The organism is Pseudomonas sp. TWI628 (genome assembly GCF_039673865.1).
Classification (GTDB): Bacteria; Pseudomonadota; Gammaproteobacteria; order Pseudomonadales; family Pseudomonadaceae; genus Aquipseudomonas.
Genome location: NZ_JBDJMM010000018.1, coordinates 19,863 through 38,733, shown reverse-complemented (window position 1 = coordinate 38,733; position 18,871 = coordinate 19,863). Strand labels below are relative to the sequence as shown.

The 18,871-nt window shown below is 60.6% G+C and carries 20 protein-coding genes and 1 pseudogene; 11 read left to right on the top strand and 10 right to left on the bottom strand.

Going from position 1 to position 18,871, the window contains the following annotated elements:
• The first annotated feature begins 40 nt into the window (after positions 1-40).
• The 5 genes from ABE528_RS15605 (at position 41) to ABE528_RS15585 (ending at position 6,083) form a co-directional block, all read left to right on the top strand.
• Entirely contained in the window at positions 41-850 is an 810-nt protein-coding gene (locus tag ABE528_RS15605; RefSeq protein ID WP_346653423.1) for a shikimate dehydrogenase, read from the top strand.
• A gap of 4 nt (positions 851-854) precedes the next feature.
• The gene (locus ABE528_RS15600; RefSeq protein ID WP_346653422.1) at positions 855-2,582 is read left to right on the top strand and encodes an FAD-dependent oxidoreductase; all 1,728 of its coding nucleotides are present in this window, start codon (positions 855-857) and stop codon (positions 2,580-2,582) included.
• Complete coding sequence (locus tag ABE528_RS15595; RefSeq protein ID WP_346653421.1) at positions 2,567-2,887, top strand: NIPSNAP family protein; 321 nt, start codon at positions 2,567-2,569, stop codon at positions 2,885-2,887. Before ABE528_RS15600 ends, ABE528_RS15595 begins: the two co-directional genes overlap by 16 nt.
• 34 nt (positions 2,888-2,921) lie before the next feature.
• Positions 2,922-4,595: an FAD-dependent oxidoreductase gene (locus tag ABE528_RS15590; RefSeq protein ID WP_346653420.1), complete on the top strand. Its 1,674-nt coding sequence runs from the start codon at positions 2,922-2,924 to the stop codon at positions 4,593-4,595.
• A 165-nt stretch (positions 4,596-4,760) separates the two neighbouring features.
• The gene (locus tag ABE528_RS15585; RefSeq protein ID WP_152956453.1) at positions 4,761-6,083 is read left to right on the top strand and encodes an MFS transporter; all 1,323 of its coding nucleotides are present in this window, start codon (positions 4,761-4,763) and stop codon (positions 6,081-6,083) included.
• Positions 6,084-6,218: 135 nt separating this feature from the next.
• Here the strand turns inward: ABE528_RS15585 and ABE528_RS15580 are convergent, their stop codons facing one another.
• On the bottom strand, positions 6,219-6,647 hold the full coding sequence (locus ABE528_RS15580) for an MAPEG family protein (protein ID WP_346653486.1): 429 nt from the start codon (positions 6,645-6,647) through the stop codon (positions 6,219-6,221).
• Between the two features lie 240 nt (positions 6,648-6,887).
• Between ABE528_RS15580 and ABE528_RS15575 the strand changes: the two genes are divergently transcribed.
• Positions 6,888-7,709 (top strand): helix-turn-helix domain-containing protein, encoded by an 822-nt coding sequence (locus ABE528_RS15575; protein WP_346653419.1) that lies wholly within the window; start codon positions 6,888-6,890, stop codon positions 7,707-7,709.
• An 80-nt stretch (positions 7,710-7,789) separates the two neighbouring features.
• On the opposite strand, the pseudogene ABE528_RS15570 reads toward ABE528_RS15575, so the two are convergent.
• Positions 7,790-8,236 (bottom strand): annotated as a pseudogene (locus ABE528_RS15570) (alpha/beta hydrolase); the annotation flags it as partial.
• A 129-nt stretch (positions 8,237-8,365) separates the two neighbouring features.
• On the opposite strand from ABE528_RS15570, the gene ABE528_RS15565 reads away from it, so the two are divergent.
• The 3 genes from ABE528_RS15565 to ABE528_RS15555 are packed head-to-tail and all read left to right on the top strand — an operon-like array spanning position 8,366 to position 9,973.
• Positions 8,366-8,581, top strand: a complete 216-nt coding sequence (locus tag ABE528_RS15565) for a 4-oxalocrotonate tautomerase family protein (RefSeq protein WP_346653418.1) — start codon at positions 8,366-8,368, stop codon at positions 8,579-8,581.
• A complete protein-coding gene (locus ABE528_RS15560) occupies positions 8,578-9,234 on the top strand; it encodes a DsbA family oxidoreductase (protein ID WP_152956451.1) in 657 nt (218 codons plus the stop codon). The genes ABE528_RS15565 and ABE528_RS15560 overlap by 4 nt, the downstream gene beginning before the upstream one ends.
• 28 nt (positions 9,235-9,262) lie before the next feature.
• Positions 9,263-9,973 (top strand): SDR family NAD(P)-dependent oxidoreductase, encoded by a 711-nt coding sequence (locus tag ABE528_RS15555; protein WP_346653417.1) that lies wholly within the window; start codon positions 9,263-9,265, stop codon positions 9,971-9,973.
• A 63-nt stretch (positions 9,974-10,036) separates the two neighbouring features.
• Here ABE528_RS15555 and ABE528_RS15550 read toward each other — a convergent pair whose 3' ends face one another.
• The 3 genes from ABE528_RS15550 to ABE528_RS15540 all read right to left on the bottom strand — a co-directional run bounded on the left by ABE528_RS15550 (position 10,037) and on the right by ABE528_RS15540 (position 12,647).
• A complete protein-coding gene (locus tag ABE528_RS15550) occupies positions 10,037-10,765 on the bottom strand; it encodes a pyridoxal-phosphate dependent enzyme (RefSeq protein ID WP_346653415.1) in 729 nt (242 codons plus the stop codon).
• A 232-nt stretch (positions 10,766-10,997) separates the two neighbouring features.
• On the bottom strand, positions 10,998-11,981 hold the full coding sequence (locus tag ABE528_RS15545) for an MDR family oxidoreductase (protein WP_346653414.1): 984 nt from the start codon (positions 11,979-11,981) through the stop codon (positions 10,998-11,000).
• 45 nt (positions 11,982-12,026) lie between these two features.
• Positions 12,027-12,647, bottom strand: a complete 621-nt coding sequence (locus ABE528_RS15540) for a TetR family transcriptional regulator C-terminal domain-containing protein (protein WP_346653413.1) — start codon at positions 12,645-12,647, stop codon at positions 12,027-12,029.
• Positions 12,648-12,773: 126 nt separating this feature from the next.
• On the opposite strand from ABE528_RS15540, the gene ABE528_RS15535 reads away from it, so the two are divergent.
• Complete coding sequence (locus ABE528_RS15535) at positions 12,774-13,697, top strand: LysR family transcriptional regulator (RefSeq protein WP_346653412.1); 924 nt, start codon at positions 12,774-12,776, stop codon at positions 13,695-13,697.
• Positions 13,698-13,919: 222 nt separating this feature from the next.
• On the opposite strand, the gene ABE528_RS15530 is transcribed toward ABE528_RS15535, so the two are convergent.
• Both ABE528_RS15530 and ABE528_RS15525 read right to left on the bottom strand, forming a co-directional pair.
• Positions 13,920-15,128, bottom strand: coding sequence for an MFS transporter (locus ABE528_RS15530; RefSeq protein WP_178120077.1), 1,209 nt, complete (start codon positions 15,126-15,128; stop codon positions 13,920-13,922).
• 11 nt (positions 15,129-15,139) lie between these two features.
• A complete protein-coding gene (locus ABE528_RS15525; RefSeq protein WP_346653411.1) occupies positions 15,140-15,766 on the bottom strand; it encodes an isochorismatase family cysteine hydrolase in 627 nt (208 codons plus the stop codon).
• A gap of 207 nt (positions 15,767-15,973) precedes the next feature.
• Between ABE528_RS15525 and ABE528_RS15520 the strand changes: the two genes are divergently transcribed.
• Positions 15,974-16,471, top strand: coding sequence for a winged helix-turn-helix transcriptional regulator (locus ABE528_RS15520; RefSeq protein WP_346653410.1), 498 nt, complete (start codon positions 15,974-15,976; stop codon positions 16,469-16,471).
• 97 nt (positions 16,472-16,568) lie between these two features.
• On the opposite strand, the gene ABE528_RS15515 is transcribed toward ABE528_RS15520, so the two are convergent.
• The 3 genes from ABE528_RS15515 to ABE528_RS15505 all read right to left on the bottom strand — a co-directional run bounded on the left by ABE528_RS15515 (position 16,569) and on the right by ABE528_RS15505 (position 18,714).
• A complete protein-coding gene (locus ABE528_RS15515; protein ID WP_346653409.1) occupies positions 16,569-16,871 on the bottom strand; it encodes an MFS transporter in 303 nt (100 codons plus the stop codon).
• Positions 16,872-16,875: 4 nt separating this feature from the next.
• Positions 16,876-17,007, bottom strand: a complete 132-nt coding sequence (locus ABE528_RS15510; RefSeq protein ID WP_346653408.1) for a hypothetical protein — start codon at positions 17,005-17,007, stop codon at positions 16,876-16,878.
• Between the two features lie 306 nt (positions 17,008-17,313).
• Positions 17,314-18,714: an amino acid permease gene (locus ABE528_RS15505; protein WP_152959295.1), complete on the bottom strand. Its 1,401-nt coding sequence runs from the start codon at positions 18,712-18,714 to the stop codon at positions 17,314-17,316.
• Between the last annotated feature and the right edge of the window lie 157 nt (positions 18,715-18,871).

Below are 18,871 nucleotides of genomic sequence, written 5' to 3'. Positions count from 1 at the left end.
CAAGCTTGCCTCCACAACAACAGTCACAACGGAGGTCAGCATGATCCGAGGTTCGACAGAACTGGTCGCCATCGTCGGTTCGCCAATCGCTCAGGTGAAGTCGCCGGAAAACTTCAACACCTGGTTCGCCAACAACGCCCGCGACCTGGCGATGCTGCCCATTGACCTGCAGGAAACGGCGCTGGGTGCCTTTGTCGACAACCTGCGCGGTTGGCGCAACCTGCGCGGCTGCGTAGTCACCGTGCCGTACAAGCAAGCCCTGGCCACGCGACTGGACGGGCTTAGCGACCGCGCCAAGGCACTGGGCTCGGTCAACGTGATCCGCCGCGAGCGCGACGGCCGCCTGCTGGGCGATAACGTCGATGGCGCCGGCTTCCTCGGCGCCGCCCGCCTGCAAGGCTTCGTGGCCAGCGGCAAGCGTGCGCTGGTGGTGGGCTGCGGCGGGGTCGGCAGTGCGATCGCCTATGCGCTGGGTGAAGCAGGCCTGGGCCAGATCACCCTCAGCGACCCCAGCGCCGAACGCGTCGGTGCGCTGGGCGAAGTGCTGGGCAATGCCTTCCCGGAACTGGAAATCGCCACACAGTATCACTCGCTGGAGGACTTCGACCTGGTCGTCAACGCCTCCCCCGTCGGCATGGGCAACAGCGGCGACCTGCCGTTGCCGGCTGCACTGCTGGACACCCTCAAAGCCGCCACGCTGGTGGCCGACGTGGTCACCTCGCCGGAAATCACCCCACTGCTGCACAAGGCGCGTGAACGCGGCTGCCCGGTCCAGACCGGCGCGCAGATGGCCTTCGCCCAACTGGGCCACCTCGGCGCCTTCATGGGCGTCACGCCGCTGGAGATCTGAAACCATGAGCGCTAGCGAACAAGCGGTGTTCGACCTGGTGGTGCTGGGCAGCGGTGCCGGGGGCTTTGCCACGGCGGCCACGGCGGCCCGCCGCGGGCTGAAGGTACTGGTGGTGGAGAAGGCCGAGCACTTTGGCGGCACCTCGGCGATTTCCGGCGGCGCGGCATGGATCTACGGCAGCGATCAGGCACAGGCTGCCGGTGCCAAGGATTCGCCCGAGGCCATGCGCACCTACCTGCAGACTATCATCGGCGCAGGCTACAACCCGGCGCTGGTGGATGCCTTCATCGAGCGTGGCCACCAGGCCCTGCGCTGGCTGGAGCACAACACCGAGCTGCGCTACGGCCTGCGCCCGCATTCGCCGGACTACTACCCCGACGAGCCAGGCGCCACCGAGTTCGGCCGGGCGCTGGAGATGGTCGAGTACGACGGTCGCCACCTCGGTGCACGCTTCAAGGACCTGAAGATGCCACCGCCGGGCATGCTGCTGTTCGGCGGCATGATGGTCAACCGCGTGGACATCCAGCATTTTCTCAACCTGCGCCGCTCGCCCGCCTCGCTGTGGCATTGCCTGAAACTGATGGCACGTTATGCGCGGGACCGCCTGAAGCACCCGCGGGGGACTCGCCTGACCACCGGCAACGCGCTGATCGCCCGCCTGGCCAGCAGCGCCTTCGCCCATGGCACACACCTGTGGCTGCGCAGCGAAGCGCAAGAGCTGGTCGTCGAACACGGCGTGGTAACCGGTGTCATCGTGCAGCGCGAAGGCCGGCGGATACGGGTGCAGGCCCGCGGTGGCGTGGTCTGTGCCATGGGCGGTTTTGCTGCCGGGCAGCTGGCTGCCGGCTATCGTCCGGATGCCGCAGCGCCACACCTGAGCATGTCGCCACCGACCAACGACGGCGCCGCCCTGCGCCTTGGCGAGGCAGTGGCAGCCGCCCAGGGCGAGGGCCTGGCGGCCAATTTCTTCTGGGCACCGGTGTCCGAGCTGCGCCATGCCAATGGCGAGCGCGAGCGCTTTCCGCACCTGGTCACCGACCGCGCCAAGCCGGGGGTGATCGCGGTCGACCAGGGCGGGCGGCGCTTCGTCAACGAATCCAATTCCTACCACCACTTCGTGCAGACCATGTTCGCCAACGGCATCGGCCATTGCTGGCTGATCTGCGACGCCGAGGCGATGAACCGTTATGGCCTGGGCCTGGCGCGGCCCAAACCGTTGGACAACGCGGCGCTGATCGCCGCCGGCTACCTGCAGCGCGCCGCCAGCGTGCCGGCCCTGGCTGCGGCCATTGGCGTCGATCCGCAGGTTTTGCAGCAGACGCTTGAGCATTTCAATGCCGATGCGCGTAACGGCATCGACCGTGAATTCGGCAAAGGCGGCAACAGCTACAACCGCTACATGGGCGACCCACAGCACCAGCCCAACCCGTGCCTGGCGCCACTGACCAAAGCGCCGTACTACGCCATCCGCCTCCATACCGGCGACCTCGGCTCGGCACGCGGCCTGGTGACCGACGCCAATGCCAACGTGCTGAACCGCAGCGGCGCGCCCATTGCCGGGCTGTATGCCGTGGGCAATGACATGAACTCAATGATGAACGGCACCTACCCAGGCCCAGGGATCACCCTCGGCCCCGCCCTCACCTTTGGCTGGATCGCTGCCAGCCATATCGCCGAGCGCCTGCAGGCGCCAGCCACCCCTCTGGAGAAACCCACATGTACTACGAACTGAGAACCTACACCCTCGACCCGCTGAAGATGGCCGACTGGCTGGCCCTGTATCAGAGCCATGCGCTGGAGGTGCAGAGCGAGCACCTGGGCAACCTGGTGGGCTTCTTTACCAGCGAATTCGGCGAGGTCAACCAGGTGGTGCACCTGTGGGCCTACACCAGCCTCGACGAGCGCATGGCGCGCCGCGCCGCGATGGCCGCCGACCCGCGCTGGGCGGAGTTCTCGCGGCGTAACCGGGAGCTGGGCGCGGTGCTGCAACTGCACTCGCGGCTGCTGCGGCCCACGGGCTTTTCACCGCTGCAATAACTGACCACTTCATTAACCTGAGCGGGACCCCAGCATGCAACCCCTCGCGTGTGACGTACTTGTCATCGGTTCCGGTGCCTCTGGCCTGGCGGCCGCCGTTACTGCCGCGCATCACGGCCTGCAGGTGATCGTCGCGGAAAAGGCCAGCCAGCTTGGCGGCACCAGTGCCTGGTCGGGGGGCTGGCTGTGGATTCCACGCAACCCGCTGGCCGTCGCCGAAGGCATCGTCGAAAGCGACGATGCTCCGGAACGCTACCTGCGCGCCCAGACCCACGTCGCCGAACTGGACCCTCGCCAGCAAGCCTTCCTGCGCCACGGCCCGGAGATGGTGGCGTTCTTCCAGCAACACACGGCCGTGCAGTTCCAGTCCGGCAGCAAGATGCCCGACATGCGTGAAGGCGACGGCAGCGCGCGTGGCGGGCGCTCGCTGTGCGCGCTGCCGTTCGACGGTCGGTTGCTCGGGCCATGGCTGCACAAGCTGCGCCCGCCGCTGGACATCATCAGCCTGGCAGGCATGGGCATCGCCGGTGGCGCCGACCTGGCCGCCTTCTTCAATGCCCGTCGCTCGCCTCAAGCAGCCCTGCACGTTGGCAAGCGCTTGCTGCGCCATGGCCGCGACCTGCTGCTGCATCGGCGCGGCCTGCAACTGGTCAACGGCAACGCCCTGGTCGCCCGCCTGTTGCGCAGTGCCCTGGACCTCGAGGTGACCGTGCTCACCGACAAAGCGGCCACCCGCTTGCTTGGCAATGGGCGCATCGACGGCGCCCAGTTCGCCAATGGCCAGGTGATTCACGCACGCCGTGGCGTGGTCCTGGCGTGTGGCGGCTTTGCCCACGATCGCCAGCGCATCGCCCAACTGATGCCCCATGCGCCCGATGGCACTCAGCATCACTCGGCCGCGCCGCCGCAGAACAGTGGTGACGGCCTGCGCCTGGGTGAACAGGTCGGCGCTCGGCTCGGCCCCACGCTGGCACAGGCCGGCGCCTGGGCACCGGTCTCGCAGGTGCCGCGCCGTGACGGCAGCGTTGGCCACTTTCCGCACCTGATCGACCGCGCCAAGCCCGGTTTCATCGCCGTGCGCCGTGACGGCCGGCGTTTCGTCAACGAAGCCGACTGCTACCACGACTTCATGAATGCACTGTTCGCCGCCACGCCAGCGGGCGAAGCGCACGAGGCCTGGCTGATCTGCGACCATGCCGCACAGCGGCGCTACGGTATCGGCTGGGCCAAGCCCTTCCCATTCCCGACCCGCTTCTATCGGCGCCGTGGCTATCTGTTCAGCGGCCAGTCCCTGGCAGAACTGGCGCAGCACTGCGGGATCGATGCCGAACAGCTGCAACGCACCGTGGCCGACTTCAATCGCCATGCGGCTCTCGGCGCAGACCCGGCCTTCCAGCGCGGCGCCTCGGCCTACAACAAAGCCCAGGGCGAGCCGCTGCATGGGCCCAACCCGTCGTTGCGGCCCTTGCTGCACGGCCCCTTCCATGCGGTGAAACTGCTGCCCGGTAGCCTTGGCACCTTCGCCGGCCTGCACACCGATGCTGCCGCGCGCGTGCTCGATCACGCACAGCAGCCGATACCCGGCCTGTTCGCGGTCGGCAACGACATGCACAGCGTGATGGCCGGGCATTATCCTAGCGGTGGTATCACCCTGGGGCCGGGCATGACCTTCGGCTATCTGGCGGGCAAGGCGCTGGCCAGCGTGTGAGCGGGGCTCGCTATTGTTCGGTTATCGAACAATAGCCCCCTCCAGCGAATTGACGGTCGCCGATTCACTGCTCACCATGCACCGGCCTTGCGTGTACCCCCTGCCTGGGGCCAGGTCACGTTCGAGAAAAAGCCGTTCATTACAATTTCAAGAAACGACCAGGATATGAACCACTCCAAGCTCACTACCGCCAGCCCACGGCTGCCATCCGCCGGCATCGGCGACAAGATCCGTGGCGCCTTCGCCGTCGGCAAGACCCGCTGGGGCATGCTCGCTCTGGTGTTCTTCGCCACCACCCTGAACTACATCGACCGCGCCGCGCTCGGCATCATGCAGCCGGAACTGGCCAAGGCCATGAGCTGGACGGCGATGGACTACGCCAACATCAACTTCTGGTTCCAGGTCGGCTATGCCGTCGGCTTCGTGCTGCAGGGCCGGCTGATCGACAAGGTCGGCGTCAAGCGCGCCTTCTTCGCCGCCGTGCTGCTGTGGAGCCTGGCCACCGGCGCCCACGGCCTGGCCACCTCGGCGGCCGGTTTCATGGTCTGCCGCTTCATCCTCGGCCTGACCGAAGCGGCCAACTACCCGGCCTGCGTGAAAACCGTGCGCCTGTGGTTCCCCGCTGGCGAGCGCGCCATCGCCACTGGCCTGTTCAACGCCGGCACCAACGTCGGCGCCATGGTCACCCCGGCCCTGCTGCCGCTGATCCTCACCGTCTGGGGCTGGCAGGCCGCGTTCATCGCCATGGGCTGCCTGGGCCTGGTCTGGCTGGTGTTCTGGGGGCTCAAATACTTCAACCCGGAAGCACACCCAAGCGTGCGCCAGAGCGAGCTCGACTACATCCAGCAGGACGTCGAGCCGGAAGTGGCGCGCCTGCCTTTCAGCCGCATCCTCGGCATGCGCGGCACCTGGGCCTTTGCCGTGGCCTACGCAATCACCGCGCCGGTGTTCTGGTTCTACCTGTACTGGCTGCCGCCGTTCCTCAACCAGCAGTACAGCCTGGGCATCAGCGTGACCCAGATGGGTATCCCGCTGATGCTGATCTGGCTGACTGCGGACTTCGGCAGCATCGGCGGCGGCATCCTGTCCTCGTGGCTGATCGGCCGCGGTGTGCGCGCCACCACCGCGCGCCTGGTGTCGATGCTGATCTTCGCCTGCACCATGGTCAGCGTGACCTTCGCCGCCCATGCCAGCGGCCTGTGGGTGGCGGTGCTGGCCATCGCCCTGGCGGTCGGCGCGCACCAGGCCTGGACCGCGAACATCTGGAGCCTGGTGATGGACTACACCCCCAAGCACCTGATCAGCACGGTATTCGGCTTCGCCAGCATGTGCGCGGCGATTGGCGGGATGTTCATGACGCAGATCGTCGGCAGCGTGCTGACGGCGACGAACAACAACTATGCCGTGCTGTTCACCATGATCCCGGCCATGTACTTCCTGGCGCTGATCTGGATGTACTTCATGGCGCCGCGCAAGATCGAAGCCTGACAAGCGCGGATTCCAGTTACCTCGATGGGGCCCTGACGGGCCCCTTTTTTCATGCCTGTCCGGGGTTTCCTGCACTCTCCACGGGTGGCCTCGCAGTAGCAAATGCTGCCTCGGGCTCCTGGCAGAAACCCAGGATCAGCGCCCCCATATCGTCATTGTGAGCGACGTGCAGAGCCCCAAGAGGCAGAGTATCCCGACACCATAGAAAACCGTGCGCCATGGCTGAACACCCCTCAAGTAAGCCAAGGTATGCAGGACCCTGGCGGCAGTGAACAGCATGCTCAACACTGCCGTGACGGTTGCCGGTGCATTCATGGCAATGGCCAAGCCACCGAGCGCGAAAAAAGCTGGGATGTTCTCCAGGTCGTTTGCCCAGGCCCTGCTCGCCCGAATCACTTGTGCAAGCTCTGCTTCACGGGCAACCCGATTGAAAACAGCGGCGTCCTCTATGTTGGTGAATGCCCGGTGTCGCAGTCTGAACCAACCTTGGTAACAGGAGACCGCAAACATCTTGAGGAACAGCACAACCACGCACAGCGCGTAGACGTTCAAGGCACCGTTCACCTGGGCTTTATCAGGTTGCGAAACAAGCTCGCGCCCGAAGGCCAGCAGCGATTGTTCAGCAATCAACATCGCCCAGCCGCTGTAAATCGAAAAGAGCACCAACGATGCCAGCGCAAAAAAACGAAGTGCCATGATCATGTCCCTGATAGGTTTTCCTGGCACAGTAGGGATAGGATTGTTGGCGCTCAATGACCTCTGAGGTCATTGAGCCCGAGCGCAAGGACGGGCTAGAGACGACGCATGAGTTACCAACTGTTCCATCAAAAATCCCCCGCACCGGCCACAACGGCGGGCCAGCATGTGCGCCACCTGCGCCGCCAGGCCGGGCTCAGCCAGCTTGACCTGGCACTGATGGCCGGGGTTTCACAGCGCCACCTCAGCTGTGTGGAAACCGGGCGTGCCAAAGCCAGCCCCGGCACCTTGCATGCCTTACTGTCGACCCTTGGGGCGCCACTGGATCACTGCAACGAAGTGTTTCTAGCCGCTGGATACGCGCCGCGCTACACCGCGACACCACTCGATGCGCCCGCTATGGGTGTGGTGCACACCGCCCTCGAACATATCCTGCAGGCAAACAATCCGGCGCCTGCCATCGTTATTGACAGCAATTGGGATATCACTGCCGCCAACGTGAGCACGGGGCTGCTGTTGGCGCTGGCGGGTGTGGAGCAGGACCTGTCATCAGGCCTCAACCTGCTGGAAACGCTGCTATGCCCCGGCGGCCTGGGAGATCGCCTGGTCAATGCCCAGGAGATCCGTGCTGCCGCGTGGCAACGCGCGGCCAGGGAGTCAGTCAGCAGCCCTGCGCTCGCAGAGCGCCTTAGCAGCCTCCCGCCACCGGGCATGGCCTTGCACGCAGAGACTGGCAACCCCGTGCTGCTGACACGAGTGCGCACCGCAGATGGCGAATTGAGTTTTCTCTCTACCTTCACGACCTTCGGGCTACCCCTGGACATCACTGTAGAGTCGCTGCGAATCGAGCATTTGATACCTGCCGATCTGTCGACCAGACAAAGGATGATGCAAGCTTTCGATGCTTGGAATGCGGACTACGGCCGATAGCCCCGTTCGATGAAGGCAATTTTCGCCCCGAACGTGTCTTCACGTTTCCAGAAAGAAGATGCGCACTGGGCACAAGCGCTTCATCTGTCGTCAGAGATTTCCGATGCTGGATTTTGCCCATGAATGAACGCCACCACCTCATCCAGGACCGGCGCCAGCCATCGCATAGGGCGGGAGAACGCCGCAATCAATGTCCCGTGGCTTGGCCTTGCGAAATAGAGCTCGCGCACGAGCACACCCCGCTCCCGCAAGCGTCGGGCCATGCCTCCCGTGTTGCGCGCGGGATTGACCAGCGTATCGTCCTTCGCGGCTATTAACAGCGCAGGGGGCGACTTGGCGCTAACGTGGTTGATCGGTTGGGAGTCGGGTGGCGAATTCGGAAAGTAGAAAACCGGTTTCACCTCCGGGTTTGCGATGGGCAGAAAGTCGTAGGCCCCGGCCAGACCGATCCAGCCGCGGAGCATCGAAGGCACCATGTCCACCTCCGCCAGCCATCGAGGGTCTAGCGCAAGCATCGCTGCGTTGTGCCCCGTGATTCGATACACGAGGTCACAAATGAAGTACCTCAGGGCATATTTATCAGTTTGCTCTGAAATCTTAAAGTTTCTCCATCAACTGCTCATCACCCAAATGCACACTTGATAGAGGAACTTCCCATGCCATTCATCAGCGTCCGCATCACTCGTGATGGTGTTACCCGAGAGCAAAAGACTCAGGTAATAAAAGAAATTACTGAAACGATGGAGCGCGTGCTTCATAAAGACCCTAAGTTGACCCACATCGTGATCGAAGAAGTCGACACTGATAACTGGGGCTACTCCGGCATTACGACTACCGAGTACAGAAAGCAATTGTCGGAGTCAAAGCCATGAAGCACACGGTAAAAATCGACTTCGTTTCTGATGTCGTCTGCCCCTGGTGCGCACTGGGCTCGACTGCCTTGGTCCAAGCCATCGCCAACGTAGCCGACGAAATCGACGTCGAGTTGACGTTTAAACCGTTTGAGCTCAATCCCGATATGCCTGCCGAAGGTGAGGACGCCATCCAGCACATGATTCGCAAGTACGGAAGAACTGCGGAGCAGGTGGCGGCACGTAATCAGATGGTTGTTGAAAGAGGATGGGAGCTCGGCTTTGAGTTCAATCTCCAAAGACGAACTCACTTTTTCAATACCCATGATGCACATCGCCTGCTGTTCTGGGCAGCGAATGAAGGGCTCCAAAGCGAGCTTCACCGAGCGCTGATTGAGGCTTACTTCGTGAACGGACAAAACCCTAGCAGTCACCAGACGTTGGTGGCGTTGGCTCAGAAAGTCGGTTTGAACGCCCAGCAAGCGCAGGTAGTACTTGAAAGCGGGCAATTCACCGATGAAGTCCGAGCGCTCGAAAATTTTTACTTGGATCGCGGCATCAACTCTGTACCCGCAATGGTACTGAACAATCGGCAAGTCGTCGCAGGCTCACAGTCTGTTGAGTATTACGAGCAAGTGTTAAGACAGGCGGCACAAGCCGCTTCGTCTAACTGAAAATTTAATCCATCGTAGAGGAAATATCATGAGCAATTCTCAAAAAGTCATCATCGTAACTGGCGCATCTCAAGGCATTGGTGCAGGTGTAGTGGAAGGGTTCCGAGCCCTCGGCCACAAAGTGGTAGCGACCTCGCGCTCCATTCAACCATCGACCGATCCAGATATCCTGACTGTTGCCGGTGATATTGCGGATCCGGCCACAGCGAAACGAGTTGTGCGCGAAGCCGTGGCCCGCTTCGGGCGCATCGATACGCTCGTCAACAATGCCGGGATTTTTGTTGCCAAGCCGTTCACCAGCTACACCAAAGAAGACTATGCGCAGGTCGTTGCGACCAATATGAGCGGCTTCTTCTACATCTCCCAACTCGCCATCGCGGAAATGGAAAAGAATGGTAGCGGGCATGTGGTCAGCGTCACCACCAGCCTGGTTGACCACGCAATCGACGGCGTTCCTTCGGTAATGGCATCGCTCACCAAAGGTGGCATCAACGCTGCCACCAAATCGATCGCAATTGAGTATGCCAAACGAGGCATCCGCGCTAACGCCGTGTCGCCTGGCATCATCAAGACCCCTATGCATGGCGCCGAAACTCACGATGCCCTGGGCAAGCTGCACCCCGTCGGCCACATGGGCGAGATCAACGACATCGTTCAAGCGATTCTCTACTTGGACAGCGCTTCGTTCGTCACCGGCGAGATCCTGCACGTCGACGGCGGTCAGAGCGCAGGTCATTGATTGACAGAATGCTCATCACCAGCACATTCCGGTGATGAGCAGTTTCCTGTGAAGGCTGGTTGCTCAGAAATCGAATGCACTGCGATAGGCATAAACGCCTGGTCCGCCGCCTGTAAACAGGAACAGTAGGTTAGCCCCCTCGACGAAGCCTCCTGCAGCAATATCATGAAGCATGCCGGCAAAGGCTTTTGCAGAGTAAACCGGATCAAGCAGGATGCCTTCGGATTGAGCTAGGGAAGCAATTGCCTCAAGAGCCTCAGCCGTCGGAATTCCATAACCCTCTCCCCGGTGATTCCCATCTACATCGATCTGATTGGGCGCGATCTCTGAGGCCCCGACCAATGCCAGCGCGTCGTTAGCGAGCTTCAGGGTTTGCTGCACCGCCTGTTCTTGCTCTCCCAACACTGAATAGGATCGAATAATCGTCGGGGATCGTCCACGCGTGACGAAACCTGCGGCTAGACCCGCGTGAGTACCCGAGCTGCCGTTAGGCAGAAGTACCTTCTCGAAGCGGATGTCGTTATCCCGTTCATACTGCATTATCTCATCACCGCATCTGGCGTAACCCAGCGCGCCAAGAGGTGACGATCCCCCCATAGGGATCAGGTAGGGTTTCTTGCCCTCTTCGATCAGCAGCTGGATTCTTTTAGCTGCGAACTCGGCTGCCTTTTTTCCTTGCGGGAGTACATGGAGCTTGGCGCCATAGATCTTATCAAGCAGAACGTTGCCGTTGTTTTCGTACTCTGCATCATGCCGCGGCACTACCCTGCCGAGGACCAGTTCGCAGTCCAAGCCGAGTCGCGCAGCTGCAGCGGCAGTAAGTCGTGCATGGTTAGATTGGAGTCCGCCAGTCGTTCGGGGTTGCCGCCTCGATGAGCGTCACTCTATCGAAAGCGTCCAGTACATCCTTTTGAGCATCCCTCATTGGCACGTGCTCCGGTTGGTATTTCACATTGACAGCGATCCAGCCCCCAACGCAGAGGGCTGGCCTCTTTGAAAGCAGCGAGTGTGCTTGGGCTATGGATTAAATGCTGGTATCAACAACGAGGCGCCCGCGAATCCTTCCAGCCAATAGGTCATCTGCAACAGGGATGACTTCTGATAGTGGTACTTCGCTTGTTAACTGCTCCAGAATCGACAGATCAAGCTCCGCGTTTAGCCGAGCCCATGCCTCGACTCGCTCGGCATATGGACGTGTGACGCTGTTGATCCCCAAGAGGCTCACCCCCCGCAGAATGAAGGGGGCTACCGTAGCCGGGAACTCCATGCCCTGTGCCAGGCCACACGCGGCAACCCAGCCGTCGGCTTTGGTCTGAGCACATACGTTCGCAAGGGTATGACTTCCTATCGAGTCAATCGCCGCTGTCCAGCGCTCTTTGCCCAACGGCTTACCCGGTGAAGATAACGTGTTTCGATCAATCACTTCCGTCGCGCCCAGCCGGACCAAGTGGTCTGCCTCATCTAACCGGCCGGTCGAGGCAATGACCTCATACCCACGCGCGGCCAGCAGCGCTACGGCAATGCTGCCGACGCCACCATTCGCCCCGGTTACCAAAACAGGCCCTGCATCAGGCCTTAGCCCGGCGCGCTCCAGGGCGATTAGACTAAGCATGGATGTATAACCTGCGGTGCCTATCGCCATGGCGTTACGCGGCGTCATCCCCTGCGGCAAAGAAATCAGCCAATCTGCGCTTACCCGGGCCTTCTGGGATAGTCCGCCCCAATGACTTTCCCCAACACCCCAGCCGTTGAGTAAAACAGCGTCGCCTTCGCGATAGCGGCTGTCTTCGCTGCGCTCCACTACCCCTACAAAATCGATCCCAGGAATCATGGGAAAGTGCCGGGCGATAGGACTGCGGCTTGTGATGCAAAGGGCATCTTTGTAGTTCAGCGTACTGTGAGACACCGCAACGGTGACACTGCCGGCTGGCAATTGGTCATCTGATAGCTCTCTGTAATGTGCCTGCTTAGCGCCTTCCTGGTTCTCCACAACGACAGCATTGAACATAGCGACTCCTTTTAGACCGGTTGTCTAGTAATCGACGATAAAAACTCACCGGGCAATGCCGGCGAGAAATCCCCTGACGAAGATCGATAGTGGGTGACCACTTTCGCAGAGACGTGCGCGCGTGATTGCGCCCTCCCAGCCAATCCAGAAAAAAGCTGCCAGTTGTTGGCACTCCACAGACCGGGCTATCGATTGGTTGGCCTGCGCTTCCTGGAGGCATTGGCTGAGTAGTGCCTCCCAAACTCGAAAAATCTTCTCTATCTGATCGCGAAAATCATCGGGCAGCAAAGTCACTTCCTGGCCGAGATTGCCTACCAGGCAGCCGCGACGCCAGTTGTACTTTTCCATGCCGATGAGCGACTCCTGCAGCAGATCTTCGATGCGCTCCAACGGTTCTCGATGGGGGTTGAGCAGGATCCGGCGCAGGCGGCGCTCAAAGAAATTTCCGTATTCAGCGAGGACCTCACGCCCGAAGGCATCCTTGCTGTCGAAATAGTGATAGAAGGAGCCTTTCGGTACGGAGACCCGTTTGAGAACCTGTTCAATACCAGTAGTGTTGAATCCTTGCTCGGTCAGCAGCTCCACGCCACAGCGGATCAATGCACGCCGAGTATCGGGATCGCTACGCGAGATTTTTGGAGGGCGCCCGCGCCTGGGGGCTTTCATTGGAATGTCCATCTAGGGATAATTAGACCGAACAGTCTAAATGTCAAGCAGCGTTCTCCGGTCCGCGCAACCGTCTACTGCAGTCCGACAACAAGCCTTCTACCAGCCCCTGTACGGATAAATCCTATGAAGCGGCATTTTGACGATCTGCAGTTGGGAAGTATTGAGCTGTTTTGCCTGTCCGCAGAAGCGGGCAGCTTTACTGCCGCAGCTCAGCTCGCTGGCGTTACTCCGGCCGCAGTGAGCAGGTCGATCCTTCGCTTGGAACAAAGGCTGGGCTCACGGCTGTTCGCAAGGACAACGCGAAGCATTCGATTGACCGATGCGGGAAAGGATTTTTTCGAGCAGTGCAGCCAGGCGCTCACGCAACTGGTAGAGGCCCAGCAGGCAGTTATGGGCGCTCAAGCAACGCCTTCAGGCCGCCTTCGTATCAGCCTGCCCACGACTTATGGGCACCACCGCATCCTGCCTTTGCTGCCAAAATTTCGGGAGCTATATCCTGAGGTAACCGTTGATATCCACCTCGGTAATCGAAATATCGACTTTGTTGCAGAAGGGTACGACCTGGCGATTCGGGTACGAGCTCAGCCTGATTCCACGATGATTGCGAGGTTACTGGAGGATGCAAAGTTGGTTGTCGTAGCGTCTCCAGCCTACCTGCAGAAGGTCGAGGCACCGCAGACTTTGCAGGACCTGGACCAGCATGAATGCATTCAATTTGAGCTTCCGAGTAGCGGGCGGCGTATCTCTTGGCTGTTCCAAGAGGACGGTCGAGAGCGTGAGGTATTCACTGCTGGAGGCTATTCCTGTTCCGACGACGTGCTGGGCGGAGTGACACTTGCCAGGAACGGTGCCGGATTATTCCAAACCTACAAATTCATCGTGGAACAAGAGCTCGCTGATGGGCGACTCGTCGAAGTCTTGAAACCGTTTAGCGGGCGATCGAGGCCGTACACGTTGTTGTACCCTCACGGTCGTCATATCCCGCAGAGGGTGCGCGCTTTTGTGGATTTCCTGGTTCAGTATCGCGAAGAGTGGGCTTCGCTCTAGCACGAAAGTTGGTCCCCCGTTCCGTGTTCGAGTAGGGGCGAACGAAACACGACGCAGGATCCCCACCCAGTTATGAGAGCTTGATGGGGAGCCAAGCGGATTGGATGTCTCGATTGTTGGGTGAGTGTTGCGCCCGCCCGGGAGTTGAATGCCAGCTTACGGCATGGCTGGAAGCCTAAGCAAACCAGCAAAAGATGCGCTGTCGAGTCGTCTTTTAATCGCTCATGGGCGTACCTCACCCATCGTCGAGCTCGATTCACGGGGTGCAAGCGCATTGATAACTGTGGCCGCTAAAGACAGCAGAATGCCAACAGTGGCAAGGCCGATCCAGCCGGCCTGGTGCACGCCATAATTCCCCAATGCGGCGCCGATCGCTCCCCCCAGAAAATACGACCCCATGAATACGGTATTTAGCCGACTTCTGGCCTCCGTCCTCAGGGTGAATACGCGTGCCTGGTTGGCAACCAGCCCGGCACGATTGCCTAGGTCGAGCAGCACCATGCCGAGGATCAGCCAGCCAAGATGTTGCCCGCCCGCTGCTATGCAGGCGAAGCCCAGGACGAGGGTCATCGCGCCGGCTAGAACCATGGTGTGCCTGCCCAGGCGATCGGTAAGCGTGCCAATACAAGGTGACGCGACGATGCCCAACAACGCGACCAGGCCAAACAGACCAATGGTAGCGGAGTCGAGTCCGTATGGAGGTTGTGCCAATAGCGCGGCAAGCGAAGCCCACAGCGCACTGAATGCAGCGAACATCAATAGGCCGCTCGCCGCGCAGTAACGCAGCACGCTTTCCTGTTTGACCAGGCTGCCTAACGAACCCAGGAGCCGCCCGTAGCTTATCGTCTGCAGACTCGCGGTGGCGGGCAGGCGCTTGGCAACGATGAACAGCAGTAGGACATCGCTGAGCGAGGCCAGCACGAAGACGACTCTCCACCCCGCATGTGCACCGGCGAAGCCCCCGAGCATGCGGGCCAGTAACAGGCCTGCCGAGAGGCCGCTGAGCAGGCTCCCTACGATTCGACCTCGCTCAGCCGGAGTGGCCAACCCCGACAGACAGGGAATGATGAGCTGCGCAGTGATCGCCGTCACCCCGACCAGAAGGCTGCTTATGCACAGCATCATGAAAGTCGGTGATACCGCGCAAAGAAGTAAGGCAACGGCATTTCCCGCGATGGCCAGCAGCGCGAGTTGGCGTGGTTGTCGGCAATCGCCGAGTGGCACGATGAACAGCAGGCCTAGCGCATAGCCAAGCTGCGTCAGCGTGGCGACCAGGCCGGCCTGTGTCGGCGCCATGCCAAACGACGCTGCCATCTGCGGCAGAAGCGGCTGGTGGTAGTAGATAGTCGAGACCGCCAGCGCGCAGCACATGGCCATGAGTGTGGCAAGGCGGCTGGAAACCCCCATTGGCGATGCGCTAGAGGCAGACATGCGTAGCCTCTTCACTGCTGTTGCAAAGTCTGTACGAGCCCGTGGGTGTCGACGATGCTGTGCGCAAACGTCGGCCCGTTCAGTTCGTGCGCCGCGTGCATCATTTCCTTGCTGAAGGCGGCTGTCGCATCGCGTACCAGCGTGACGTGATAACCCAACTCCATGGCGAAGCGTGCGGTCGATTCGATGCAGGTGTTCGCCAGCAGGCCGACGACGATCAAGTGTGTGATGCCTCGTTGCTTCAGCTGGAAATCGAGGTCGGTATTGGCGAACCCGCTTTGTACCCAGTGTTCCTGGATGATGATGTCGCCCTCCTGTGGCACGAAGTCGGGATGCCATTCGCCGCCCCAGGAGCCCTTGGCAAAGGTGTGACGTTCCTGGATCAGGCGTTGGGTGGGATTGGGGTGATCCCAGCGGGTGTAGTCGCCGGGCTGCCAGCGCCGATGAGGCACGTAGTACACCTGAATTGCTTGTGCCCGAACGGCGGCAACGGTCCTGCGCAGGTTGTCGAGCAGTTGAACCTCGTCCGCGACGCTTCTGAGCATGGGATAAAGCTTGCCGCCATCGGACAGGAAGTCATTGTAGGGGTCGACCAGCAGCAGAGCGGTCCGCTCCGAGGCATACACAGGATGGGTCATGATGGTGCTCCAGGTGAGAGAGGCGTTCTGGGACGTTTGCTATACCGACAAATGCCGCGCTGCGACAGCGCAAGCCGCATAGGCCTCATGCTAACTATGAAAATCATAGTGTCAATAAGAATGAGGCTTTGAGCGTTAATCCATGCGACATGGTTAATCACGCTGGGTTACTATGAAAACAATAGTTTCTGTGGAGAAAGCAGCGTGATGTCGAGGCTGGACGTGACAAGCGATACGGTGTGCCCGGTGGCACGCTCGATGGATTTAGTGGGCGACAAATGGACCATTTTGGTCCTGCGTGAGCTGTACATGGGCGCGACACGCTTCGAGGAAATGCAGATCCAGACCACCGCTACGCCCCAGATGCTGACTTCGCGGCTCAAAGCGCTGGAGGCAAATGGCCTGGTCGAACGCCGGCCCTACAGCGAGAAGCCGCTGCGCTACGAATATCATCTGACCGACAAGGGCTGGGACTTCTATCCTGTGATTTACGCGCTGCGCGCCTGGGGCGAGAAGTGGTGCAAAAACCCGGATGAGGGATTGGCCGTGCATTTCGTGCACCGCGCCTGCGGCCATGATGTGGGTGTGGCCAGCGTTTGTCCTCACTGCGGCAACGCTGTGGAACGCGAGGACTTGGAAGCGCTGATCAGCGATCGTTTCCTTCACGAACGCGAGTCTCGTCGTGATGCCTTCAAGCGGAAGTAGCTGAGGCTAAGAGGCTTTCCTGTACTGACATGTTTGAATTGGAAGTGGACGCTATGAAGGGAAGCGATTAGCTGGGGTCTCGCTCAGTGCCTGAAAACTAAGCGTCCTGAGCCTGAATGGTACCGGCAGGCTCCCTTTCTTCTTTCAATAGGATGATCAAAGCTGCTGCCAGGCCGGCAAGCATGATGGAGACGTACCATAAGGTAACGTACTCACCCGCGTGATCGAATATCCACCCTCCGAAAAATGCGCCGGATGCACCGCCGATGGCGTGCCCGGCAGAGAGTAGACCAAGCGATAGCCCTAAATTCCGTAGACCCAACCGGCTACCCAGTAGGCTCGCCGTGACCGGAACCGTGGAGTAGTCAAAAATGCCAAACAAGACGGCGAATGCCAGCAACAGTTCATGGATCTTCTATCAGCGGATCGATCGCTTCGAATAGCCGATGCGCGGCCTGTTGGGCGTTTTCGGATAGCAGATTGTTGGTTGGTCGGTAGAAGATCACAGCAGTGGAGCGCTCTTCACGAATGGGCATGAAATCACTGCGTATCCATGCCTGAAGTTGCCGAGCACGTGCTTTAGCACGGGGCGCGCACGAGGATATAAAGGCCCGTCGGGGTAAACGTAATCCAAGTACTCGGTAAGGGACTTCAAAAAATGATTTCCACGAGAACTTTATCATGCGGGACCGAGACCATAGCTAGATGACATGAGTCCACTATTGCTACCCGTCACGAGAGGCAGCAATGGGTCGATAGCTGCCAGTCGCGAGTGACTGATTTGCAATGACGCTTCATGAGAAAACCCCGCCAGTTGGCGGGGTTTCGATCCGACGGTGCGATTATGCAACGCGCGTGTCACGCGGCCCGGCGTGCAACCGGCGCTTGCGCACCAACAAATGCGCCGTCGAAACCACCGCCAGGCTGACCAGGCTGGCAAGCAATTGCGTGCGCAGCCCTTCCTGGAACGCCATGGCCACCAGCACCCCGACGATGGCGGCGATAACCGCGTAGGACAGACCGGGAAACAGCCACATGCGCAGCGTCAGGCGCTGTGGCGCTTCGCGCTCCAGTTGACGGCGCAGCCGCACTTGAGCGATCGCGATGGCCAGGTAGACAAACAACATGATGGCGCCCGAGGCGTTCACCAGGAAAAGGAAAACACCTTGCGGTGACGCGATCGCTGCGGCGATGGCAATGTAGCCAATCACACTGCTCAGCAATACCGCCAAGCGCGGTACCCGGTGCCCGGTCAGTTGCGACAATGCAGCCGGCGCATCGCCACGCTCGCTGAGGCCGAACAGAATGCGCGAAGACACATACAACCCCGAGTTCAACGCCGACAGCACGGCAACCAGAACCACGGCTTCCATGATCAGCGTCGCACCCGGTACATGCATGACTTCCATGGCGGTGACGAAAGGTGAATGACCTGCCTCGATACTGCCCCAGGGCACGATACAGACGATCAGCAGAATAGAGACGACGTAGAACGTGATCACCCGAAAGATCACCGAGCGGGTCATCGCAGCGACACTCTTGGAAGGGTCATCCGATTCGGCTGCAGCGATGGTAGCGATTTCTGCGCCGCCCACCGCGAAGATCACTGTTGGCACGCCGGCGAGCACGGCGCTGATGCCGTAGGGCATGAAGCCGCGGTCGTTGACCAGGTTGTCCAGCAAGGCGCCGGTGCTAGGCGCCCATCCGAACAGATAGGCACAACCCAGGCCAATGAACACGATGATGGCGAACACCTTGAGTGATGCGAACCAGTACTCGAACTCGCCATAGGACTTCACCGACAGACAATTGATGGCGGTCATGATTGCCAGCAGGCTCAGGCCGATGGCCCAGGCGGGCAGCGGGATCCATTGCTTCAATATGTCGGCTCCAACCACCGCCTCCACCGCCACGACAATGACCCAGAAGTACCAGTACAACCAGCCACTGGTGAAACCGACCCAATTGCCCAGCCCCAGTCGCGCGTACTCGGTAAACGATCCAACGCCCGGTATCGCCACCGCCATTTCACCGAGCATGCGCATGACCAGCATCACCACGATGCCGGCAGCAAGATAGCTGAGAAACGCTGCGGGGCCGATCGCGCCAATGGTTGCACTGCTGCCAACGAACAGGCCGGCGCCAATGATGCCGCCCAGCGAAATCATGGTGATGTGCCGCTGGCGCAAGGCGCCACTCAGCCGGCGCTCACGCGGTTCATCCAGCTTCAGCGAATGGCTCATGGGTGCACCTCCTGATCCTGCGTGTTGCCGTACAAGCGAGCCTCGCCGAACGAGACATCGGATGATGAAATGTGATGCGACGCCGGATATTCTGGGCGCCTGCCATGGCCCCCTGGAAGCGGAAGCAATGCAAGCGGGCTGCGCGCCAGGTTGTGGA

Excerpts from the sequence above, each read along its gene's own strand:
- ABE528_RS15585 (WP_152956453.1), top strand. The coding sequence starts at position 4,761 with ATGAACCACTCCAAGCTCACTACCGCCAGCCCACGGCTGCCATCCGCC.
- ABE528_RS15600 (WP_346653422.1), top strand. The coding sequence starts at position 855 with ATGAGCGCTAGCGAACAAGCGGTGTTCGACCTGGTGGTGCTGGGCAGC.
- ABE528_RS15555 (WP_346653417.1), top strand. The coding sequence starts at position 9,263 with ATGAGCAATTCTCAAAAAGTCATCATCGTAACTGGCGCATCTCAAGGC.
- ABE528_RS15535 (WP_346653412.1), top strand. The coding sequence starts at position 12,774 with ATGAAGCGGCATTTTGACGATCTGCAGTTGGGAAGTATTGAGCTGTTT.
- ABE528_RS15605 (WP_346653423.1), top strand. The coding sequence starts at position 41 with ATGATCCGAGGTTCGACAGAACTGGTCGCCATCGTCGGTTCGCCAATC.
- ABE528_RS15595 (WP_346653421.1), top strand. The coding sequence starts at position 2,567 with ATGTACTACGAACTGAGAACCTACACCCTCGACCCGCTGAAGATGGCC.
- ABE528_RS15590 (WP_346653420.1), top strand. The coding sequence starts at position 2,922 with ATGCAACCCCTCGCGTGTGACGTACTTGTCATCGGTTCCGGTGCCTCT.
- ABE528_RS15530 (WP_178120077.1), bottom strand. The coding sequence starts at position 15,128 with ATGTCTGCCTCTAGCGCATCGCCAATGGGGGTTTCCAGCCGCCTTGCC.
- ABE528_RS15505 (WP_152959295.1), bottom strand. The coding sequence starts at position 18,714 with ATGAGCCATTCGCTGAAGCTGGATGAACCGCGTGAGCGCCGGCTGAGT.
- ABE528_RS15510 (WP_346653408.1), bottom strand. The coding sequence starts at position 17,007 with ATGCCCATTCGTGAAGAGCGCTCCACTGCTGTGATCTTCTACCGACCA.
- ABE528_RS15565 (WP_346653418.1), top strand. The coding sequence starts at position 8,366 with ATGCCATTCATCAGCGTCCGCATCACTCGTGATGGTGTTACCCGAGAG.
- ABE528_RS15540 (WP_346653413.1), bottom strand. The coding sequence starts at position 12,647 with ATGAAAGCCCCCAGGCGCGGGCGCCCTCCAAAAATCTCGCGTAGCGAT.
- ABE528_RS15525 (WP_346653411.1), bottom strand. The coding sequence starts at position 15,766 with ATGACCCATCCTGTGTATGCCTCGGAGCGGACCGCTCTGCTGCTGGTC.
- ABE528_RS15575 (WP_346653419.1), top strand. The coding sequence starts at position 6,888 with ATGAGTTACCAACTGTTCCATCAAAAATCCCCCGCACCGGCCACAACG.
- ABE528_RS15560 (WP_152956451.1), top strand. The coding sequence starts at position 8,578 with ATGAAGCACACGGTAAAAATCGACTTCGTTTCTGATGTCGTCTGCCCC.
- ABE528_RS15545 (WP_346653414.1), bottom strand. The coding sequence starts at position 11,981 with ATGTTCAATGCTGTCGTTGTGGAGAACCAGGAAGGCGCTAAGCAGGCA.
- ABE528_RS15520 (WP_346653410.1), top strand. The coding sequence starts at position 15,974 with ATGTCGAGGCTGGACGTGACAAGCGATACGGTGTGCCCGGTGGCACGC.